Source organism: Kribbella sp. NBC_00382 (assembly GCF_036067295.1).
GTDB lineage: Bacteria > Actinomycetota > Actinomycetes > Propionibacteriales > Kribbellaceae > Kribbella.
Genome location: NZ_CP107954.1, coordinates 8,120,198 through 8,139,808, shown reverse-complemented (window position 1 = coordinate 8,139,808; position 19,611 = coordinate 8,120,198). Strand labels below are relative to the sequence as shown.

21 protein-coding genes and 2 tRNA genes are annotated in these 19,611 nt (G+C 67.7%); 15 read left to right on the top strand and 8 right to left on the bottom strand.

Translation table 11 applies throughout. The annotated features are described in order from the left end of the window. Window positions 1–12: 12 nt before the first annotated feature. Both OHA70_RS38215 and OHA70_RS38210 read left to right on the top strand, forming a co-directional pair. Window positions 13–84 (top strand) — tRNA-Gln (locus OHA70_RS38215). 78 nt (window positions 85–162) lie between these two features. Then, a tRNA-Glu gene (locus OHA70_RS38210) sits at window positions 163–238 on the top strand. A gap of 70 nt (window positions 239–308) precedes the next feature. On the opposite strand, the gene OHA70_RS38205 is transcribed toward OHA70_RS38210, so the two are convergent. Further along, entirely contained in the window at window positions 309–848 is a 540-nt protein-coding gene (locus tag OHA70_RS38205) for an HdeD family acid-resistance protein (protein ID WP_328326498.1), read from the bottom strand. Between the two features lie 161 nt (window positions 849–1,009). Then, a complete protein-coding gene (locus OHA70_RS38200; RefSeq protein ID WP_328326496.1) occupies window positions 1,010–1,834 on the bottom strand; it encodes a hypothetical protein in 825 nt (274 codons plus the stop codon). A gap of 56 nt (window positions 1,835–1,890) precedes the next feature. On the opposite strand from OHA70_RS38200, the gene OHA70_RS38195 reads away from it, so the two are divergent. Then, window positions 1,891–2,484, top strand: coding sequence for a TetR/AcrR family transcriptional regulator (locus OHA70_RS38195; RefSeq protein WP_328326494.1), 594 nt, complete (start codon window positions 1,891–1,893; stop codon window positions 2,482–2,484). Between the two features lie 82 nt (window positions 2,485–2,566). Here the strand turns inward: OHA70_RS38195 and OHA70_RS38190 are convergent, their stop codons facing one another. Then, complete coding sequence (locus OHA70_RS38190) at window positions 2,567–3,286, bottom strand: IclR family transcriptional regulator (protein ID WP_012922430.1); 720 nt, start codon at window positions 3,284–3,286, stop codon at window positions 2,567–2,569. 141 nt (window positions 3,287–3,427) lie between these two features. On the opposite strand from OHA70_RS38190, the gene leuC reads away from it, so the two are divergent. The 4 genes from leuC to OHA70_RS38170 all read left to right on the top strand — a co-directional run bounded on the left by leuC (window position 3,428) and on the right by OHA70_RS38170 (window position 7,729). Beyond that, window positions 3,428–4,858: a 3-isopropylmalate dehydratase large subunit gene (leuC, locus tag OHA70_RS38185; protein WP_328326483.1), complete on the top strand. Its 1,431-nt coding sequence runs from the start codon at window positions 3,428–3,430 to the stop codon at window positions 4,856–4,858. Window positions 4,859–4,871: 13 nt separating this feature from the next. Then, window positions 4,872–5,471, top strand: coding sequence for a 3-isopropylmalate dehydratase small subunit (gene leuD, locus OHA70_RS38180; RefSeq protein WP_328326481.1), 600 nt, complete (start codon window positions 4,872–4,874; stop codon window positions 5,469–5,471). Between the two features lie 260 nt (window positions 5,472–5,731). Next, window positions 5,732–6,898: a magnesium/cobalt transporter CorA gene (gene corA / locus OHA70_RS38175; RefSeq protein ID WP_328326479.1), complete on the top strand. Its 1,167-nt coding sequence runs from the start codon at window positions 5,732–5,734 to the stop codon at window positions 6,896–6,898. A 246-nt stretch (window positions 6,899–7,144) separates the two neighbouring features. Beyond that, window positions 7,145–7,729 carry an HU family DNA-binding protein gene (locus OHA70_RS38170; RefSeq protein ID WP_328326477.1) on the top strand — a complete coding sequence of 195 codons (585 nt, stop codon included), beginning with the start codon at window positions 7,145–7,147 and terminating at the stop codon, window positions 7,727–7,729. Between the two features lie 99 nt (window positions 7,730–7,828). On the opposite strand, the gene OHA70_RS38165 is transcribed toward OHA70_RS38170, so the two are convergent. Both OHA70_RS38165 and cofC read right to left on the bottom strand, forming a co-directional pair. Continuing rightward, entirely contained in the window at window positions 7,829–8,035 is a 207-nt protein-coding gene (locus OHA70_RS38165; RefSeq protein WP_328326475.1) for a hypothetical protein, read from the bottom strand. Between the two features lie 20 nt (window positions 8,036–8,055). Continuing rightward, complete coding sequence (gene cofC / locus OHA70_RS38160; protein ID WP_328326473.1) at window positions 8,056–8,727, bottom strand: 2-phospho-L-lactate guanylyltransferase; 672 nt, start codon at window positions 8,725–8,727, stop codon at window positions 8,056–8,058. A 16-nt stretch (window positions 8,728–8,743) separates the two neighbouring features. Between cofC and OHA70_RS38155 the strand changes: the two genes are divergently transcribed. Both OHA70_RS38155 and OHA70_RS38150 read left to right on the top strand, forming a co-directional pair. Beyond that, a complete protein-coding gene (locus OHA70_RS38155; RefSeq protein WP_328326471.1) occupies window positions 8,744–9,538 on the top strand; it encodes a lysophospholipid acyltransferase family protein in 795 nt (264 codons plus the stop codon). Then, window positions 9,535–10,539 (top strand): NAD(P)H-dependent glycerol-3-phosphate dehydrogenase, encoded by a 1,005-nt coding sequence (locus OHA70_RS38150; protein WP_328326469.1) that lies wholly within the window; start codon window positions 9,535–9,537, stop codon window positions 10,537–10,539. Before OHA70_RS38155 ends, OHA70_RS38150 begins: the two co-directional genes overlap by 4 nt. Here the strand turns inward: OHA70_RS38150 and OHA70_RS38145 are convergent. Then, window positions 10,536–11,669: an ROK family transcriptional regulator gene (locus tag OHA70_RS38145; RefSeq protein ID WP_328326466.1), complete on the bottom strand. Its 1,134-nt coding sequence runs from the start codon at window positions 11,667–11,669 to the stop codon at window positions 10,536–10,538. The genes OHA70_RS38150 and OHA70_RS38145 overlap by 4 nt on opposite strands. Window positions 11,670–11,742: 73 nt before the next feature. Here OHA70_RS38145 and OHA70_RS38140 point away from each other — a divergent pair, with 73 nt between their 5' ends. Together OHA70_RS38140 and OHA70_RS38135 are read left to right on the top strand one after the other, a co-directional pair. Then, window positions 11,743–12,837: a Gfo/Idh/MocA family protein gene (locus OHA70_RS38140; RefSeq protein WP_328326465.1), complete on the top strand. Its 1,095-nt coding sequence runs from the start codon at window positions 11,743–11,745 to the stop codon at window positions 12,835–12,837. Between the two features lie 16 nt (window positions 12,838–12,853). Continuing rightward, window positions 12,854–13,861: a sugar phosphate isomerase/epimerase family protein gene (locus OHA70_RS38135; RefSeq protein ID WP_328326463.1), complete on the top strand. Its 1,008-nt coding sequence runs from the start codon at window positions 12,854–12,856 to the stop codon at window positions 13,859–13,861. Window positions 13,862–13,864: 3 nt separating this feature from the next. Here OHA70_RS38135 and OHA70_RS38130 read toward each other — a convergent pair whose 3' ends face one another. Beyond that, on the bottom strand, window positions 13,865–14,659 hold the full coding sequence (locus tag OHA70_RS38130; protein WP_328326461.1) for a MerR family transcriptional regulator: 795 nt from the start codon (window positions 14,657–14,659) through the stop codon (window positions 13,865–13,867). 130 nt (window positions 14,660–14,789) lie between these two features. Here OHA70_RS38130 and OHA70_RS38125 point away from each other — a divergent pair, with 130 nt between their 5' ends. Continuing rightward, a complete protein-coding gene (locus OHA70_RS38125; protein ID WP_328326459.1) occupies window positions 14,790–15,596 on the top strand; it encodes a class I SAM-dependent methyltransferase in 807 nt (268 codons plus the stop codon). Between the two features lie 35 nt (window positions 15,597–15,631). Next, window positions 15,632–16,453, top strand: coding sequence for an SMP-30/gluconolactonase/LRE family protein (locus OHA70_RS38120; RefSeq protein WP_328326457.1), 822 nt, complete (start codon window positions 15,632–15,634; stop codon window positions 16,451–16,453). Here OHA70_RS38120 and OHA70_RS38115 read toward each other — a convergent pair. Then, complete coding sequence (locus tag OHA70_RS38115; RefSeq protein WP_328326455.1) at window positions 16,412–17,572, bottom strand: MFS transporter; 1,161 nt, start codon at window positions 17,570–17,572, stop codon at window positions 16,412–16,414. The genes OHA70_RS38120 and OHA70_RS38115 overlap by 42 nt on opposite strands. An 81-nt stretch (window positions 17,573–17,653) precedes the next feature. Between OHA70_RS38115 and OHA70_RS38110 the strand changes: the two genes are divergently transcribed. Then, window positions 17,654–18,451 carry a DeoR/GlpR family DNA-binding transcription regulator gene (locus OHA70_RS38110; protein ID WP_328326453.1) on the top strand — a complete coding sequence of 266 codons (798 nt, stop codon included), beginning with the start codon at window positions 17,654–17,656 and terminating at the stop codon, window positions 18,449–18,451. Next, the gene (locus OHA70_RS38105) at window positions 18,448–19,608 is read left to right on the top strand and encodes an MFS transporter (protein WP_328326451.1); all 1,161 of its coding nucleotides are present in this window, start codon (window positions 18,448–18,450) and stop codon (window positions 19,606–19,608) included. Before OHA70_RS38110 ends, OHA70_RS38105 begins: the two co-directional genes overlap by 4 nt. Window positions 19,609–19,611: the final 3 nt, after the last annotated feature.

The window sequence follows — 19,611 nt, the reverse complement described above, 5'->3', positions numbered from 1 at the left end:
AGTAACAAGCTTTGGGGTATGGGGTAATTGGCAGCCCGACTGGTTCTGGTCCAGTTAGTCTAGGTTCGAGTCCTAGTACCCCAGCGATTGGACCGTATCGCTGGAAGTTAGGTACAGTTCATCCTCGTTGGTCGGCTCTCCGGAACCGGTCGACAACCCTCTGGCCCCGTTGTGTAGCGGCCTAGCACGCCGCCCTCTCAAGGCGGTAGCGCGGGTTCGAATCCCGTCGGGGCTACCAGAGAAAAGCGCCCCTCACCACCAGGTGAGGGGCGCTTGTTTTTGCCCGCAGTACTTGGGTGAGGTGAGCGTCACACCTGCGACTGTGGGGTGCTCGCCATCAGCCGGCGCATCGACAGACCGGCGACCAGGAACGTCGCGCCCCACAGCAGCGCGACCACTCCGAGGAAGACCGCGATACCTACCGCGCCCTTGCCGGGGTTGGCGGCGAAGAGGATGCCGAGCAGGATCGAGAAGGCGGCTCCGAGGAGCAGGAACCACCTCGGCGTCACGTGGTTGGTGGTGAAGGCCCCGATCGCCTCGAACACACCCCGGACGATCAGCCAGATGCCGAGGATCCAGGTCAGCGTCACGGCCGTGACGGCCGGGCTGAAGATGGCGAAGAAGGCCGCGACCAACGCGATCACACCGAGCACGATCAACCACAGTCGGCTGCCCCGTGCCTCCGGCCGGAACGCCTGGGTCAGCGACCCGATCCCGTCCATCAACGCCCAGAAGCCCCACAGCAACGCCAGCGCGATCGCGGTCGAGATCGGCCAGGCGATCGCCAGGATCCCGAATACGACGCCGATCACCCCGCGAACGATCAGCAACTTCCAGCCAACAGTCATCCAGTCCCGCACCATCGCAGTACCTCCCGAAGAGCAGTACCCCTGAGCTCATCGTGATCCCGCCCCACGGCCTCGGCAAGCACGCCACCCGCAGTGCAGGAGAACTGAAACAGCCCGCCGCGGAGGCGACGGGCTGTTCGTAATACTGGCTGGGTGCTGTCCTACTGGCTGCGACGCTGCCGCACGACGAGGCAGGTGATGGTCGCCACAACGGTGTACGCGACGGAGAGCAGCACGCCGAGCCGGGCATTGTCGGCGCCGCTGACGAACTGGAAGAAGAAGCCGCTGCCGAAGGCGTTGAGGCTCGCGTGCCAGACCGCCACCAGACTCCAGCGGCCACCGCCGGCGATGAAGAGCTGCAGCATCAGCATCGTGAACGCCGCGTTGCCGACGACCCCGAGCGTCCAGGACAGATCGCCGTTGATCATCAGCGGCAGGTGCCACCCGATCCGGATCGCCGACGCGATGGCCCAGGCGGCCAGCAGACCGTGCCGGCGGAGCAGGATCGGAGCCGCGAAGGCGATCCAGCCGGCCTCCTCGCCGATGCCGACCAGGACGAGTAACACGACGAACGATGCCAGGGCGGACGGCCAGGTCGCGAGTTGGTCGGCGGTGGGCCACGGCGCACCGAGCGCGTGGTTCACCAGCACGTTGACGAGGTGCACCGCCAGCGGCGCCAAGATGGCCAGCAGGTACCACTTCGGAGCAGCGCGCCAGCTGCGCAGCCGGAGCGCCCACCTGCGCAGCTCGGCGCGGCCTTGGCAGGCGACCACGATCAGTGCAGCGGGGAGCGGGCCGAGCGGCAGGTTCTCCGGATGGGATCCCCAGCCGAACAAGGCGGCGATGTAGGGCGACCAGCCGAACAGGCAGGCCAGCAGAACGAAGGTGATCAGCGGATAGCGCCGGACGACGCGGATGACGAAGCGAGGGGCAGTGCGCTCCTCGCGGTCCTGGACCTCGGCGGCGATGACTGTGGATGCGTTCATGGCACTCCTTCCATACGCCTCCGTATGGAGGATTGACCATACGGTAGCGTATGGTCATGGCGAATGGGAAGCGCGCGTCCTTGACCGCGGACGACTGGACGGTGGCGGCGCTCGACGCGCTGGCACGTGGTGGGCTGGCGGCGGTGGCGGTGGAACCGCTGGCCAAGGCGCTCGGTACGACGAAGGGCAGTTTCTACTGGCACTTCGCCGATCGGAACGCGTTGATCGAGGCAGCTCTCGAGCGCTGGGAGCAACGCGATACTGACCGGGTGATCGCAGCCACCGGGCAGGCGCCTGACGTTGCGAGCCGGCTCCGGGAACTCCTGCGTCTGGTGTTCACCGCGGTACTGGACGACTCCGGAGCAAGTGCCGGCTCGGTCGAGCTCGCGCTCCAGGCGAGTGCGACGCATCCTCCCGTGGCGCGGGTGCTGGCACGGGTGACCGAGCGGCGACTGGGTTATCTCAACTCGTTGTTCGGTGAACTCGGTCTGTCGAAGGATCGGGCCCGTGACCGCAGTTTGCTGGCGTACGCCGCGTTCCTCGGGCATGCGCAGTTGGCGCATTCCACGCCCGAGCTGATGCCGGTCGGCAAGGCGCTGGCGGTTCACGTCGACCGGGTCATCGAGACATTGACCGGCGTCGACGGTTGAGCAATCAGGCTGGGTAATCAAGCCGGACAACGAAACAGCCCGTCGCCGGGAGGCGACGGGCTGTTTCGTAGTACCGGGTGAACTACTCGGAAGCGCGGCGGAGGGCTTCGGAGAGGCGTTCGGCGGCGGCCATGACGGCGGGCGCGTGCATCCGGCCGGGCTGGCGGGAGAGGCGTTCGATCGGGCCGGAGACGGAGACGGCGGCGATCACCTTGCCCGAGGGGGAGCGGACCGGGGCCGAGACGGAGGCGACGCCTTGCTCGCGTTCGCCGACCGAGTGGGCCCAGCCGCGGCGGCGTACGCCGGCCAGGGCGGCCGCGTTGAAGGTGGCGTTGTGGAGACCGCGGTGCATCCGCTCCGGGTCCTCCCAGGCAAGCAGTATTTGAGCGGCGGATCCAGCGGCCATCGTCAGCTGGCTGCCGACCGGCACGGTGTCGCGCAGGCCGGACGGGCGCTCAGCAGCCGCGACACAGACCCTGTACTCACCCTGGCGCCTGAAAAGCTGCGCCGACTCACCAGTGATGTCGCGCAGTCGCGCCAGTACCGGACCGGCTGTCGCCAGCAGTCGGTCCTCACCGGCAGCGGAGGCCAACTCGCTCAGCCGTGGCCCGAGCACGAAGCGACCCTGCATGTCCCGGCCCACCAACCGGTGGTGCTCGAGAGCGACGGCGAGCCGGTGTGCCGTCGGCCGGGCCAGTCCCGTCGCCGCCACGAGTCCGGCCAGGGTCGCCGGTCCGGACTCGAGTGCGGACAGAACGAGAGCTGCTTTGTCGAGAACGCCGACTCCGCTAGAGTTGTCCATGAGACGATATTGCCGTCTCGAATCGTGGAACGCAAGTCGCTTCTGCAGCCGGTTCCGGCGCACTGTGAGCGAGAGAACACCACCACAAAACCCGTGCGGGGCGGTGGGGTGGGATTAAGAATCTATCTAGAGGAGTGCCTGATGGGTAGGACGTTGTCGGAAAAGGTCTGGGATGCGCATGTCGTGCGCCATGCCGACGGAGAGCCCGACCTCCTTTACATCGATCTCCACCTGGTGCACGAGGTGACCAGTCCGCAGGCCTTCGACGGCCTCCGGCTGGCGGGCCGGCAGGTGCGCCGCCCGGATCTGACGATCGCCACCGAGGACCACAACGTCCCGACGCTCGACGTCGACAAGCCGATCGCCGACCTGACCTCGCGGACGCAGGTGGACACCCTGCGCAAGAACGCGGAGGAGTTCGGCGTCCGAATCCACAAGCTCGGCGACCCGGACCAGGGCGTCGTGCACGTGATCGGCCCGCAGCTCGGCCTGACCCAGCCCGGGATGACCGTGGTCTGCGGTGACAGCCACACCTCTACGCATGGCGCGTTCGGCGCGATTGCCTTCGGCATCGGTACCAGCGAGGTCGAGCACGTGCTCGCCACCCAGACGCTGATGCAGGCCCGCCCCAAGACGATGGCGGTCACCGTCGACGGCGTACTGCCCGACGGTGTCTCGGCCAAGGACCTGGTGCTCTCGCTGATCGCACAGGTCGGTACGGGCGGCGGCCAGGGGTACATCGTCGAGTACCGCGGTGAAGCGATCCGCGCGCTGACGATGGAAGCCCGGATGACGATCTGCAACATGTCGATCGAGTGGGGCGCGAAGGCCGGCATGATCGCGCCGGACGAGACCACCTACGCGTACCTGAAGGACAAGCCGCACGCGCCGCAGGGTCTCGACTGGGAAGCCGCGGTCGAGTACTGGAACAGCCTGGCCACCGATGAGGACGCGACCTTCGACCGCGAGGTCGTGCTGCGCGCCGAGGACGTCGCCCCGTTCGTCACCTGGGGAACGAACCCCGGCCAGGGCGTCCCGCTGTCGGCCAACGTGCCGTCGCCGGACGACTTCGACGAGCCCAACGACAAGATCGCCGCCGAGCGCGCCCTCGAGTACATGGGCCTCACCGCCGGTACTCCGCTCCGCGAGGTCAAGGTCGACACCGTCTTCCTGGGCTCCTGCACCAACGGCCGGATCGAGGACCTGCGGGCCGCGGCCGGCGTACTGGCCGGGCGGAAGGTTGCCGACGGCACCCGCATGCTCGTCGTACCGGGTTCCGGCCGGGTGCGTCTGCAGGCCGAGTCGGAAGGTCTGGACCGGATCTTCAAGGACGCCGGCGCCGAGTGGCGTGGGGCGGGTTGCTCGATGTGCCTGGGCATGAACCCGGACCAGCTGGCGCCGGGCGAGCGCAGCGCCTCCACCTCGAACCGCAACTTCGAAGGCCGGCAGGGCAAGGGTGGCCGTACCCACCTGGTCTCGCCGCTGGTCGCCGCGGCCACGGCCGTCACCGGAACCCTCGCAGCGCCAGCGGATCTGCAGCCGCTGGATGTCGTCGTCCCCGAAAACGTCTGAGGACAAAGGAATCATGGAAGCCTTCACCCAGCACATCGGCACCGCGGCCCCGCTGCGGCGCAGCAACGTCGACACCGACCAGATCATCCCGGCGGTCTACCTGAAGCGGGTCACCCGCACCGGCTTCGAGGACGGCCTGTTCGCTGCCTGGCGCAACGACCCGGCCTTCGTCCTCAACCAGCCCGAGTACGAAGGGGTCTCGGTGCTCGTCGCCGGGCCTGACTTCGGTACCGGATCGTCGCGCGAGCACGCCGTCTGGGCCCTGCTGGACTACGGGTTCCGGGTCGTCGTGTCGTCGCGGTTCGGCGACATCTTCCGCGGCAACTCGGGCAAGGCCGGCCTGCTCGCGGCACTCGTCGAGCAGGACGTCGTCGAGCAGTTGTGGACCGCGATCGAGGCCGACCCGGGCACCAAGGTGACGGTCGACCTGGAGAACAAGACGCTCTCGGCCGGCGACGTCTCGGCGCCGTTCGAGATCGACGACTACACCCGCTACCGGTTGCTGAACGGGCTCGACGACGTCGGCATCACCTTGTCCCACGAGGCCGACATCACCACGTACGAGGCCACCCGGCCGGCCTTCAAGCCGGCCACGCTTCCGGCCAAGGCGTAACGCATCGCACAGTTTCACCGATAACTCCGGTGTTATCCTTGCGAAGTTGTCAGCACAAGGCAGGACCGAGATCTTGGAGGTGGGGCGCCATGAGCAGCGAACCCTCCAGACATACGGATCTCGTCCGGCCTTGAGGCGCTGAATCCTCTTCTGACAGGTCAGGTCACCCCGTCGCGGATCCGCGCGGGGTGACCTGCGGCGCGGGGCCGGGCGATGTGTTTCTTCCATCGATCCCACACCTCGCACCTGGAGGACTTGTCATGTCCGACATCCGCCTGCGCACCCTGCGTGCGTTCAGCCGCACCCCGTCGCTTCGCGCCGCCGCCCGCCGGTACGCCGGTACCACCGCCGCGCCGGCGCCCGTTGACCAGAAGCCGTCGCCCGCCGCGACTCCGAAGCCCAAGGGGCACAGCGTCGTCGACAGCGCGATCTACTGCGACGGCTCGCGGGTCGCGTCACCCGAGTCGCTGGCCGACACCTACCAGGTGCTGCACGAGTCGCCGAAAAGCCTTGCCTGGATCGGCCTGTACCGCCCTGACCGGCGCGAGCTGACCTCGCTGGCACAGGAGTTCGACCTGCACGAGCTGGCGATCGAGGACGCCATCCAGGCTCATCAGCGGCCGAAGCTCGAGCGCTACGGCGACACGTTGTTCGTCGTACTGAAGGCCGCCAGGTACCGGGACGCGACCGAGGAGGTCGAGTTCGGCGAGGTGCACGTGTTCGTCGGCCCGGACTTCGTGGTGACGGTCCGGCACGCGGAAGCGCCCAACCTGGCCGCGGTCCGGCGCCGGGTGGAACGCGATCCGGAGTTGCTGCGGCGCGGTACCGAGGCTGTTCTCTACGCGATCATGGACAAGGTCGTCGACGGTTATGCGCCAGTGGTCGCCGGCCTCGAGAACGACATCGACGAGATCGAGACCGAGGTGTTCCGCGGCGACCCGAAGGTGTCGCGGCGCATCTATGAGCTGTCCCGTGAGGTGATCGAGTTCCAGCGCGCGACGCGGCCATTGGTCGGCATGCTGGATTCGTTGCGCGCCGGCTTCGACAAGTACGGCGTCGATGAGGAACTGCAACGTTCGCTGCGCGACGTGGCCGACCACGTCACCCAGGTGGTGGAGCGGGTGGACGCGTTTCGCGAACTGCTGCGGGACATCCTGACGGTGAACGCGACCCTGGTCGCCCAGCAGCAGAACGAGGAGATGAAGAGCCTCACGGTCGCCAGCAACGACCAGAACGAAGAGGTGAAGCGGATCTCTGCCTGGGCGGCGATCCTGTTCGCGCCGACCCTGATCGGCACCGTCTACGGGATGAACTTCGACTCGATGCCGGAGCTGCATTGGCAGTTCGGTTATCCGTTCGCGGTCGGCCTGATGGCGATGGTCTGTGGTGGTCTGCACCTGATCTTCAAGCGCCGCGGCTGGTTGTAGCGCGCCCCCGGAGGCCTTTGAGAATGGCCTAACGGGGTTGTGGCCGAGGTCACCGTTGGTCGCCGGTTCGTTGCTCTGAAGGGATTCAGAAGCCGCCCAAGTGGCGATTCGAGGGAAAATTTTGCCCAAATCGCCTGAAACAAGGCCGAATTGCCGCGTTGGTGTTTGTGCACACGCCGAAGAGTCCATAACGTTCACGGAAGATCGAGCGCTGTGCTCGACGCCATCGTTCACGGAGGGAAGACAGTGAACAAGAGCCAGTTGGTCGAAGCGCTCGCAGTGCACTTCGACGGAAATCGCCGTTCGGCCCAGCACGCCCTGGAGTCGGTGATCGACACCGTCCAGCGCGAGCTGACCAAGAAGGGCGGCAAGGTCGCCATCACCGGGTTCGGAGCCTTCGAGGCCATCGAGCGCGGTGCCCGCATGGTCCGCAACCCGCGGACCGGCGAGACCAAGCGCGCCAAGAAGACCGTGGTTCCGAAGTTCCGCGCCGGCGCGGAGCTGAAGGCCGTTGTCTCCGGCGCGAAGAAGCTGCCGAAGCTGGTTGCACCGAAGGCGGCCCCGGCCACCAAGGCTGCTCCGGCCAAGACGGCCGCCCCGGCCAAGAAGGCCGCTCCGGTCAAGGCCGCCGCCAAGAAGGCCCCGGCCAAGGCCGTTGCCACCAAGACGGTTGCGAAGAAGGCCCCGGCCAAGAAGGCCCCGGTCAAGGCCGCCGCCAAGAAGACGGCCCCGGTCGCCAAGAAGGCCCCGGCCAAGACCGTTGCCAAGAAGGCGCCGGCCAAGAAGGCCCCCGCCAAGAAGGCTCCGGCGAAGCGCGCAGCCGCCCGCTGACCCGTCAGCACCTCGTAGTACCCGCTGTACTAGCGAAGGCCGGTCTCCCCACACCAGGGGCGACCGGCCTTCGCCGTTGCTGCTTGTTTGCCGAGTTGCCTACGGCAAGGTGATGAAGTGGACCTCGGAGATCGCCAGACCCGCGCCGCTGCCGGTAGTGGTCAGGCGGACCCGCTGGCCGAGGCGGAGCAGGCGCACCGGAGTGCCGACGAGGGCTTCGGAGTCGAAGGGCAGCTCGATGCCGGTGTCGGTCAACACTGCGCCGGATGCCGTCGTAGCGTCGTAGCGGCTGACAGTTGCTTGCATGCCTTTACCGTAGCGGCCTTTCAGCAGGCCAGGCCCTCAGTGCCTGTCGCAGCGCCCATGACGAGCGACATCACGTCAGCCGTTCGAGGACCAACACCTAGCTGTACTGCGTGTGCCAGGTCCGCCGCTGTGTCCACATCACGCCGCAGCGACTCGATGCTCGTCAGCTCGATCGGTAGAGCTCCTGAGGCCTGGTGGGCCTGGGCAGAGCCCACACCGAAGAGCGGGGTGAGGGGACTGCCGGGGGCGGCGGCAAGCATCGTAGTACCGGTCCCGGGCTCGTCTATGACGAAGTTGCGCTCTGCTGTGCACGCTGCCAACGCAGCGGTTAGCTCGGAAGCCCTGAGTGCCGGTAGGTCTGCTGAAAGCGCCACTACTCCGGCCTCTGGGTACTCGGCAGCAGCGAACGCCGCACCGTGCTCCAGAGCCCCATTGAGCCCTGCCCCCGCTACATCCGGTACTACGCGCGCACCGATCGCCGTGACGTCCGCTGCGACCACTGGGTCATCCGTGACAACCAGGACGGCGCGGACCAGAGGAGACTCGAGTGCGGCCGCAGTAGTGTCGACTGCGAAGGCACGAGCGAGCTCTGGCCGGTGCTGCGGGTAGGCGGAAGCAAGCCGGCTCTTCGCGATCGCCGTACGCTTCACCGGGATCACCAGGGTCCAGGGAGCGACCTGTAGGTCTGCCATCAGGCAGGATTCTCCCATGACCGACGGCAACCACAGCCACCAGGAGGCAGCAGTGAACGGCCAGTGCACCACCGAGGGACCCCGGCCACGCCGCGGGTTCTGGTTCGGCCTGGTCGTCGCCATCGTCAAACCCTTCATGCTGACCTGGACCAAACGGGACTTCCGCGGCCGCGAGAACGTGCCGCGGACCGGTGGCATGGTGTTCGTGACGAACCACATCTCGCACTTCGACCCGTTCGTGCTCGGGTTCTACATCTGGGAATGCCGGCGGATTCCGCGGCTGCTCGGCAAGGCGTCGCTGTTCAAGCTGCCGATCGCCGGCCGGATCATCACCAGCGCCGGACAGATTCCGGTCTATCGCGATTCGGCCGAGGCCGCGGACGCGTTCCGGGCCGCTGTTGCAGCGGTGGAGAAGGGCGAATGCGTCGGCGTTTATCCCGAGGGCACGATCACGCGTGATCCCGACCATTGGCCGATGACCGGCAAGACCGGCGCCGCCCGGATCGCGTTGATGACCGGCTGTCCGGTGATCCCGATCGCCAACTGGGGAGCGCAGGAGGTCTTCGCTTCGTACGGGAGCCTTCGAGTGCGGTTGCTGCCGCGCAAGACGATGCGGGTGATCGCGGGTGAGCCGGTCGACCTGAGTGCTTTCCAGGGCAAGCCGATCACCAACGAGCTGTTGCACGAAGCAACCGAGGTGATCATGCAGCGGGTCGCCGGGGAGCTCGGCGTACTGCGTGGGGAGACTCCGCCTGCTGAGCTTTATGACCCGCGCAAGCACAAGAACCGTGAGGATGGGGAGACGCGATGACCAAGGTTGCGGTGTTCGGCGCTGGGTCCTGGGGGACTGCCTTCGCCATCGTCCTGGCCCAGGCCGGCAATCAGGTCTCGGTCTGGGGGCGTCGCGAATCGCTGTGCGAGGCGATCAACACGCAGCATGAGAATCCCGACTACCTCCCTGGTCTGCGGCTGCCGGACGCCATCACCGCAACGCATGACCCGGCGCTCGCCGCCGACGGAGCCGAGGCGATCGTGCTCGCCGTTCCGTCGCAGTCGCTGCGGGACAACCTGCGCGACTGGGCCGACGTGCTGCCGGCGGCGGTACCGCTGGTGTCGCTGATGAAGGGCGTCGAGGTCGGTACGACGAAGCGCATGAGCGAGGTGATCGCGGAACTCACCGGCGCCGGCCCCGAGCGGATCGCTGTCGTCTCCGGTCCGAACCTCGCTCGCGAGATCGCCGAGGGACAACCGGCTGCGGCCGTCGTGGCGTGTGCCGACGAGGGCACGGCCGCCCGGCTGCAGAAGCTGTGCCATTCGCCGACCTTCCGTCCATACACGAACAACGACGTCATCGGCTGCGAACTCGGCGGCGCCACCAAGAACGTGATCGCCCTCGCCGTTGGTATGGCTGTCGGCCTCGGCTTCGGCGACAACGCACGCGCATCCGTCATCACCCGCGGGCTCGTTGAGACCGCCCGCCTAGGTACTGCGCTGGGCGCCGACGAGCACACGTTCTCGGGCCTCGCGGGCTTGGGCGACCTGGTCGCGACCTGCTCGTCTCCGCTCTCCCGCAACCGCACCTTCGGCGAAAAACTAGGCCAGGGCATGACGGTCGCCGAGATCGCGGGCGCCACTCGTCAGGTCGCCGAAGGCGTGAAATCCTGCGCCTCCATCACCGAGCTGGCACACCACCACGACGTCGAGATGCCCATCGCCGAACACGTCACGAAGGTAGTCGCCGGCGAGATGACCCCCAAGGACATGCTCTTCAGCCTGGTCTCCCGCTCCGCAAAGTCGGAACGCTGGGGCTAGAACCCTAGGGTGTGCTGAAGGACCATTGCGGCTGCGCCTTGGACTGCTGCTTGTTGGCCGATGCGGGAGGGGACGACCTTCAGTTCGGTGGTGGCCAAGGGCAAGGATCTGGCGTAGATGGCTTCGCGGATGCCGGCCAGGAGGTGGTCGCCGGCTTGGGCGAGGGAGCCGCCGATCACCAGGACCGATGGGTTGATGAGGCTGACGCAGGCGGCCAGTACGGTGCCGATCTCGCGGCCGGCTTGGCGGACCGAATGGGTGGCGGTTGTGTTGCCGGCGCGGACCAGTTCGACAACGTCCTGGCTGCTGGTCGCGTCGAGGCCCGCGGCTCGTAGCTGGGTGGCTATGGCTGCGCCGGAGGCGACCGCTTCCAGGCAGCCGGTGTTGCCGCAGCGGCAGAGCTCGGTGTGGCCGGGGGACTGGATGTGGCCGATGTCGCCGGCCGCGCCTTGGGCACCGCGGTGCAGTTGGCCGCCCGTGACAAGGCCGGCGCCGATGCCGGTGGCGACCTTCACGAACAGCAGGTGTTCGACGTCGGAGTACTGGGCTGCATGCTCGCCGAGGGCCATCAGGTTGACGTCGTTGTCGACCAGGACAGGGGAACCGAATTCGTTCGTGAGCCGGCCGACGACGTCGTACGAATCCCAGCCGGGCATGATCGGCGGGTGGTTCGGGCGGCCGGTGGCGTGCTCGACCGGGCCGGGCAATCCGACGCCGATGCCGGCCAGGTCTGCATCTGAGCGCCTGGCGTCCTCGAGTAGCGCGCGACCGGTGGTGGTGAGGGCGGCGAGGACTGTCTCGGGGCCTTCGGCGATGTTGAGGGCAGCGGTGGTGCTGCCGAGGACGGTGCCGCTGAGATCGGTCAGCGCCACTGAGAGGTGAGTCGCACCGACATCAGCCGCCAGCACCAACCGTGCCGACGGGTTGAACGCGAACCTGGCCGGCGGCCGGCCACCGCTCGATGCCGCTTCGCCGGACGGTACGACGAAGCCGGCCGCCAGCAGCTCCTCGAGCCGGACGGTGACTGTCGATCGCCCGAGTCCGCTCAGGTCGATCAGCTCGGCGCGGGTCCGCGGCTGCCCGTCGAGCAGCAGCCGCAGTACCCCGTGGGCGGGACCGAACTCGCGCATCGGCAGCACTTTCGTCGCGGGCCGCCAGGCTTTTGCTTGACGGGGAACAAAAGTTCAACATAGCGTCGCCGTCATGTCCACCACAGCGCGCAAGCTCAAGGTCGGGATCGTCGGTGGCGGCTTCATGGGCCGCGTGCACGGCCGGTCCGCGCTGGTCGCGGGCGCCCAGATCGTCGGTGCGGTCGGGTCCAGTCCCGAGCGGGCGGAGGCTGCGGCCGAGGCGTCCGGCGCCGAGCGAGGCTTCGCGACGCTCGACGAACTGCTTGCCGCCGACATCGATCTCGTCCACGTCTGTACGCCGAACAACACGCACCTGCCGGTCACCTTGCAAGCGCTCGAAGCGGGCAAGCACGTGATCTGCGAGAAGCCATTGGCGACATCTGCCAAGGACGCGACAGGCCTGCTCGCCGCCGCATTGGAGGCTGGCCGCGTCGCCACGGTGCCGTTCGTCTACCGGTACCACCCGATGGTGCGCGAGCTGCGGACCAGGATCGCCGAGGGTGAGGCCGGCCAGATCACCAGCCTGCACGGGAGTTACCTGCAGGACTGGCTCGCGGGGGAGAACGATCAGAACTGGCGGGTGGACGACACCGCGGGCGGTCCGTCTCGGGCGTTCGCTGACATCGGCTCGCACTGGTGTGACCTGACCGAGTTCGTCACCGGTGACCGGATCGCCGACGTCAGCGCGCAGACCCGCACGATTCGCGCGAATCGCGGCGGGGTGGAAGTACGGACCGAAGATCTGGCGACCGCGCAGTTCCGTACTGCGGCCGGTGTCGTCGGGACGGTCGTCGTCAGCCAGGTCGCGGCCGGTCGCAAGAACCGGCTGTATCTGGAGGTTTCCGGGACCGAGTCGAGCTTCGGCTTCGACCAGGAGGATCCGGATCGGCTGTGGGTCGGGCGACGTGCGGCGAGTCAGCTGCTGACCCGCGATCCGGACACCCTCAGCCCGCCCGCCGCGCGGATCAATCGGCTGCCTGCCGGCCATGCGCAGGGCTACCAGGACGCCTTCGATTCCTTTGTCGCCGACACCTACGCGGCTGCGCTGGACGGCGACCAACCGGACGGCCTGCCGGACTTCGCGGCCGGTGCCCGCTCTGCCCATCTCGTCGACGCCGTACTCCGATCCGCTGCCGCGGACGGCGCCTGGATCACTGTCGAAAACTGAACTGAGGAGCCTGCACATGCCACGCCCGATCACCCTGTTCACCGGTCAGTGGGCCGACCTGCCCTTCGAGGAGGTCTGCAGTCTCGCGTCCTCCTGGGGATACGACGGTGTCGAGATCGCCTGCTCCGGCGACCACTTCGACGTCCAGCAAGCGATCGACGACGAGAACTACATCGCCGGCCGGCACGAGATCCTGAAGCGGCACGGTCTTCAGGTCTTCGCGATCTCCAACCACCTGGTGGGGCAGGCGATCTGCGACGACCCGATCGACTTCCGGCACCAGGCGATCCTGCCGTCGCGGGTGTGGGGCGACGGCGATCCCGAGGGCGTCCGGCAGCGGGCGGCCGAGGACATGAAGAACACCGCTCGCGCCGCGGCCAAGCTCGGCGTGAAGACGGTGATCGGCTTCACCGGGTCGTCGATCTGGCAGTACGTGGCGATGTTCCCGCCGGTACCGGCCGAGCGGATCGAAGCCGGGTACAAGGACTTCGCCGACCGGTGGAACCCGATCCTCGACGTGTTCGACGAGGTCGGCGTGCGGTTCGCGCACGAGGTGCACCCGTCGGAGATCGCCTACGACTACTGGACCACGACGCTGACGCTCGAAGCGATCGGGCACCGCGAGGCGTTCGGGCTGAACTGGGACCCGAGCCACATGGTCTGGCAGGACATCGACCCGGCCGCGTTCCTGTGGGATTTCAAGGACCGGATCTACCACGTCGATTGCAAGGACACCCGGATGCGGGTCGGCGGCGGGCGCAACGGACGGCTCGGTTCGCACCTGCCGTGGGGCGACCCGCGGCGCGGCTGGGACTTCTACTCGACCGGCCACGGTGACGTGAACTGGGAGGACTGCTTCCGCGTCCTCAACTCGATCGGCTACGAGGGCCCGATCTCGGTCGAGTGGGAAGACGCCGGGATGGAGCGCAAGGTCGGCGCCGCCGAGGCCGTCAACACCATCCGCGCGCTGGCCTTCGACAAGCCCGAAGGCTCCTTCGACGACGCCTTCGCCACCGACAAGTAGCTGTCAGAGTTCCAGTTGTACTTCGACGATCCAGTCGCTCTGGTCGTCGCCGGCGGCCTCAAGGTAGTACTCGCGCCAGGTGAGTGTCGTGGGAGTTCGCCCGGTGGATTCAGCCCACTGGGCGAGCTCCTGGTACGCGCTGGAGATGGTGTTCATCGGTCCGCGGTGGACGACTGCCGCTACCTCGGCGGCGGGCAGCACGTGGTCGTGCAGCCCGGGGATCTCATTGCCCGCTAGTGCGTAGCCGGCAATGACATGGACGGTGGGGGCTTCAGCGGACGGCTGGTAGCGAGCTATCGGTGTCGTACGGTCGGCGCCGCCAGTCTCCATCTGGTCGATGACCTGCTCGAACAGCGATTGGACGACGGCGCCTGTTTGTTGGCGGCTGGCGTCTGGGGCGTCTGCTGAGAGGGCGGCGAGGGTGATGGGTTCGACGTGTTTGGTTTCGACGGGCATCGGGGGCTCCTGCTCGATCAGTCGGAGTCTCGCCTTCACCCGGTCGAGCGTGTGCCGCTGCTGGCGTACCTGGCGTTCCAGCTCGGCCTCGCGGAGGCGGAGCATGCCGTGCAGTTCCGCTGGGTCGACGCCCTCTGACAGCAGCGGGCCCAGCTCGTCCAGCCGGATGCCGAGACCTTTGAGGGCCAGCAGGCGGTGGAGTGTTGGCAGCTGCGCCAGGTCGTACGAACGGCGGGCGGTGTGCGGGTCGACGTGGGCGGGGACGAGCAGGCCGAGGGCGTCGTAGTGCCGCAGCATGCGGGTGGTGACACCGCCGAGGCGGGCGAATTCTCCGATGTTCATCATGGCCCTCTCACTCTCCGGCTTCCCACAGTGTCAACTGCAAGGGCGATCCCTCCCAGCAACGGGTGCTGGCTGCAAGGGGTGGTGGTCTACTGGGGCGGACAGGTCTTCGGGGTAGAGGGAGTGGGCTGTGGAGCTCGACTGGGGTTTGGGGCAGTACGAGCCGACGGGGGAGGCGTTGCTGCCGATCTCTGAGGTTGTGGTGGCGATGTCTGAGCCGCTGGCGGGCAAGCGGGTCGTCGACCTGGGGACCGGGACGGGCAACGCGGCGCTGCTGGCTGCCGAGCGTGGCGCGGTGGTGACGGGAGTCGACCCGGCCGCTCGATTGGTGGAGGTCGCTCGGAAGCGTGCTGCCGAGCGCGGGTTGCAGGCTGAGTTCATCGCCGGCGATGCTGCTTCGATCCCAGTGGAGGACGGTACTGCGGAGCTGCTGTTGTCGATCTTCGCGGTGATCTTCGCGCCGGACGCCGACGCGGCGATCGCCGAGATGACCCGGGTGACGGCGCCCGATGGGCTGATCCGGCTGACCTCGTGGGTCCCCGGCGGCTCGATGATGGCGATCAACAACACCGCCGGCAAGTTCATGGCCGAGGTCTTCGGTGCCCCCAAGCCTGCTGACCCGGCCGCGCCCAAGCCGCTTGCCTGGCACGACGAGGCGGCTTTGCGAGACGCCTTCGGCAAGTACGGGTTCGGGGTTGAGGTCGAGGTGCGCTCGATGAACCTCACCGGGACGTCGGCCGAGGAGTACTTGGAGAAGTCGGCGCAGCACCCGATGGCAGTGAGTGCGGCGCAGGCGTTGGCCTCGCGCCCCGACGGCGCGGAGTTGCGGGCCGAGCTCGACGGGCGCCTGCTGGCCGCAGTACAAGAGATCAATGAGGACCCGGCGGCCTTCAAGGTCTCCAACGAGTACGCGATCGTGACAGCCAGGCGCAGTTGATGTCGAAACCCGACCGCCCGTTTCGTACTAGAGGTATGACAAAGCTTCTGGTGGACGGGCTCGGGTACGGCGAATCGGCGCGCTGGCACGACGGGCGGCTGTGGCTGGCGAACTGGGGGACCGGCGAGGTGCTCGCCATCGACGCGGACGGCGTGCGTGAGGTAGTCGTCACCGTGCCAAAGGACACGATCCCGTTCTCGATCGACTGGACGCCCGGCGGCACGCTGCTCGTGATCGCCGGCACGACGCTGTTCCAGCACAAGGACGACAACCTGGTCCCGTACGCCGACCTGCGCGGGCTGGCCGACATGTTCAACGAGATCGTGGTCGACAGCCGTGGCAACGTCTTCGTCAACGGCGGCTGGTTCGACTTCAGCCAGCCCGGCGTGGTCGTCGTCGTGACGCCCGACGGGCAGGCCCGGCAAGTTGCCGACGGCATCAGGTTCGCCAACGGCATGGCGATCACGCCCGACGACTCGACGCTGATCGTCGCCGAGTCGCACGCAGGCCAGCTGGCCGGCTTCGACATCGCAGTCGACGGCAGCCTGTCCAGCCGCCGCGTCTGGGCCGACCTCCCCGACGGTCACCCCGACGGCATCTGCCTCGATGCCGAAGGCGCTGCCTGGTACGCCGATGTGCCCGCCCAACGATGCGTCCGCGTGCGGGAGCGCGGCGAGGTGCTCGAGACGGTCGACCTCGACCGAGGCGCCTTCTCCTGCATGCTCGGTGGGCCCGACGGCACCACGCTGTACATGCTCAGCGCCCAGTGGCGCGGCTTCGAGCACATGCTGAGTCCGGAGCGCACCGGACTGGTCTCAACCGTCGAGGTGAGTGTCCCGCACGCCGGCAGGCCGTAGGACGGAGGAGAAGACCGCGATACCCGTTGCGAGCAGCGTCACCAGGATGAAGGAGATGGTGAGGTTGCTGGCTTGGGCTATGCCGCCAATGATCGACGGAGCGATCAGGCCCGCGGTGTAGGTGACCGTGGCGACTCCGGCGATCGCCTGACTGGCGTTGGGGCCGGTACGACCGGCTGCGGCGAAGGCCAGCGGCACCACCACCGCTACCCCCAGCCCCAGCAGGCCAAAGCCGGCCATAGCTACCAGTGGATGGCCGGCCAGCACCACTAGTACGCCGCCGAGCGTGGCGACGGCTCCGCTGATCCGTACGGTCCGTACTGCGCCCCAGCGGTCGACCACTGCGTCACCGGCGATCCGGGCCGCGGCCATCGTCAATGCGAAGCCTGTGGTGGCTGCTGCGGCCACAGCGGCCGAGGTGGTCAGCACATCGCGCAGGTAAACCGCAGACCAGTCCAGGCTGGCGCCCTCGGCGAAGACGGCGCAGAAGCCCACCGCACCGATCAACCACGCGGACTTGGGCGGCAGGGCGAAGCGTGGAGGCGCCTCCTCGTCCTCGGTCGGCTGCAGGTCGAGCACCCAGTGGCAGGCCGTAGTACCGGCGACAGTCAGTACTACGGCAGCGACCGCGTGATGCAGTTGGGCGCTCACATCGAGGTGGGCCGCCAGTGTGCCGACCCCGGAGCCGATGAGTGTCCCCACGCTCCACATGCCGTGCAGGCCGGACAAGATCGACCTGCCCATCCGCTGCTCGACCTCGACGCCCAGGGCGTTCATCGCGACGTCGGCCATGCCCGCTGTAGCCCCGTACACGAACAGTGCGCCGCACAGGGTAACCAGGTTAGGCGCGAGCGAGATGAGGACGAAGGTGAGCGTGAAGAGGGCGATCAGCCCGCGCAGGGCGGTCCTGCTGCCGAAGCGGTGGGTGATCCGCGCCGCCAGCGGCATCGCCAGCGAGGCGCCGACCGCCGGGAAGGCGAGCGCCAGACCGAGCTGGCCGGGGCTCACCGACGCATGGTCCTGGATCCACGGCACCCGGGTCGCGAACGATCCGACCACCGAGCCGTGCACACAGAAGACCGCGGCAACGGCGTACCGGGCCTTGCGGAGCTCGTTCACTGGGGGCCAACCTCACACTGGGTTCCACCATTCAAACAATCAGGTTGTTTGAATGAACATGCCGATGATAGTTTTCCTCAGGTGAAGAGTACGGAACGGCAGCGGGTCATCGTCGAGCGTCTCAGGGTCGAAACCCGGGTCGGCGTCGCCGAACTGGTGACCGCGACAGGCGCCTCGGACATGACGGTCCGGCGTGATCTCGACTACCTCGCGGCGCAGGGTGTGCTCAAGCGCGTCCACGGTGGCGCGGTCGCCGCGATGCCGACTGGGATCGAGCCGCCGTTCGCTGCGCGGGCGACCGCCGAGGTGGGGTCGAAGCAGGCGATCGCGCGGGCCGCGGTCGAGCACCTGAAGGACGGCGAGACGATCGTGCTGGACAGCGGTACGACGGCTCTCGAGGTCGCCAAGCTGCTCCGCGATCGCGCGGTCACGGTGATGCCGCTGTCGCTGCATGTCGCGCAGGAGCTCATCGATGCTCCGCGGGTGCGGCTCCTGATGCCGGGTGGCGAGCCGAGGCCGGGGGAGTTGGCGATGGTCGGGCCCCTCACGCTGGCTTCGCTGCGGGCCTTGCGGTTCGACGTGGCGGTGTTGAGCCCGTGCGCGTTCAGCCTGGATGCGGGGATGACCGCGTTCGACCTTGGGGATGCTGAGGTCAAGCAGCAGGCGATGGCGGTGGCCACGCGCTCGATGGTGCTGGCAGACGGCGCCAAGTGGGATCGCGCTGCGCTCGCGTATGTCTGCCCGGCCGACCGTCCCGACCTGATCATCACCGATTCCACCGCACCCGAGGAGTCCCGCACGTTGCTCGCGCAGCGCGGAGTACTGGTCGAGGTTGCCCACCTGGAAATGACACAGCCAACCGTAGAAGGGCTCTCTTGAGCGTCGATACCGCCACTGCCGCGCCGCCGCGCGCGGCCCGGGTGGCCACGTGGATCTACTTCGGCCTGAACGGCTTCTCGGTCGGTATGTGGGTCGTGCACATCCCGAACGTCGAGCACGCGACCGGTATCTCGCACAGCACGCTCGGACTGTTGCTGCTCATCCTGGGTGGCGCGGCGTTCATCGGGATGCAGGTGGCGGGGCCACTGGCTGACCGGCTTGGTCAACGCCGGCTGGTGCCTGCTGCTGGCGTACTGCTGGGCATTTCGTTGTTCGGTCCGGGGCTGGCCAACAGTTGGTGGACGCTGGGGCTGACGTTGCTGGCGGTTGGATTCGGCAACGGGTCGATCGATGTCGCGATGAACTCGCAGGCGGTTGTCGTCGAGCGGGCGTACCCGCGGCCGATCATGGCTGCCTTCCATGCGATGTGGTCGATCGGTGGTGCGTTCGCGGCGCTGATCGGAGCGGCGGCGTTGAAGGCGGACGTACCGACTGCTGTGTCTTTGAGCGTGTCCGGGGTGGTCGTCATCATCGTTTCGCTCGCTGCCGGTCGCTTCCTGATCGAGGCGCCTGCCGAGCCGGAGGCCGCTGCCGATGAGCCGGAGCGGGTTGCTCCACCGAGCAAGCTGGTGTGGAAGCTTGGCGCGTTGGCGTTCGCGCTGATGCTTGCGGAAGGTGTTGCCAACGACTGGGCGGCACTGCAATTCAGAGACGTCCTCGGTACGTCGACCAGCACCGCGGCCTACGCGTACGGCGCCTTCGCCGTCGCCATGACCATCGGCCGCTTCGCCACGGACCGAGTCGCCGCAATCGTCGGCCCAGCAGCCATAGTCCGGTACGGCGCCCTGCTGGCCGCCATCGGTCTCACTACCGTCATCGTGGTCCCGTGGGTGCCGGTCGCCCTAGCCGGCTGGGCCCTCTTCGGCCTAGGCCTCTCCGGCGGCGTCCCCCAACTCTTCACCGCAGCAGGCAACCTCGACACCCGAGCCTCCGGAGCCCTGATGGCCAAGGTGGTCGGCCTCGGCTACGTAGGCCTCCTGGCCGGCCCCGCCCTAATCGGCGGCCTGGCTCACTGGATGCCGCTGAACATCGCCTTCATCCTCCCGGTCGCCCTCTGCGCCATCACCGTCGCCTCAGCCTCGGTAATGAAGCGCTGAGAG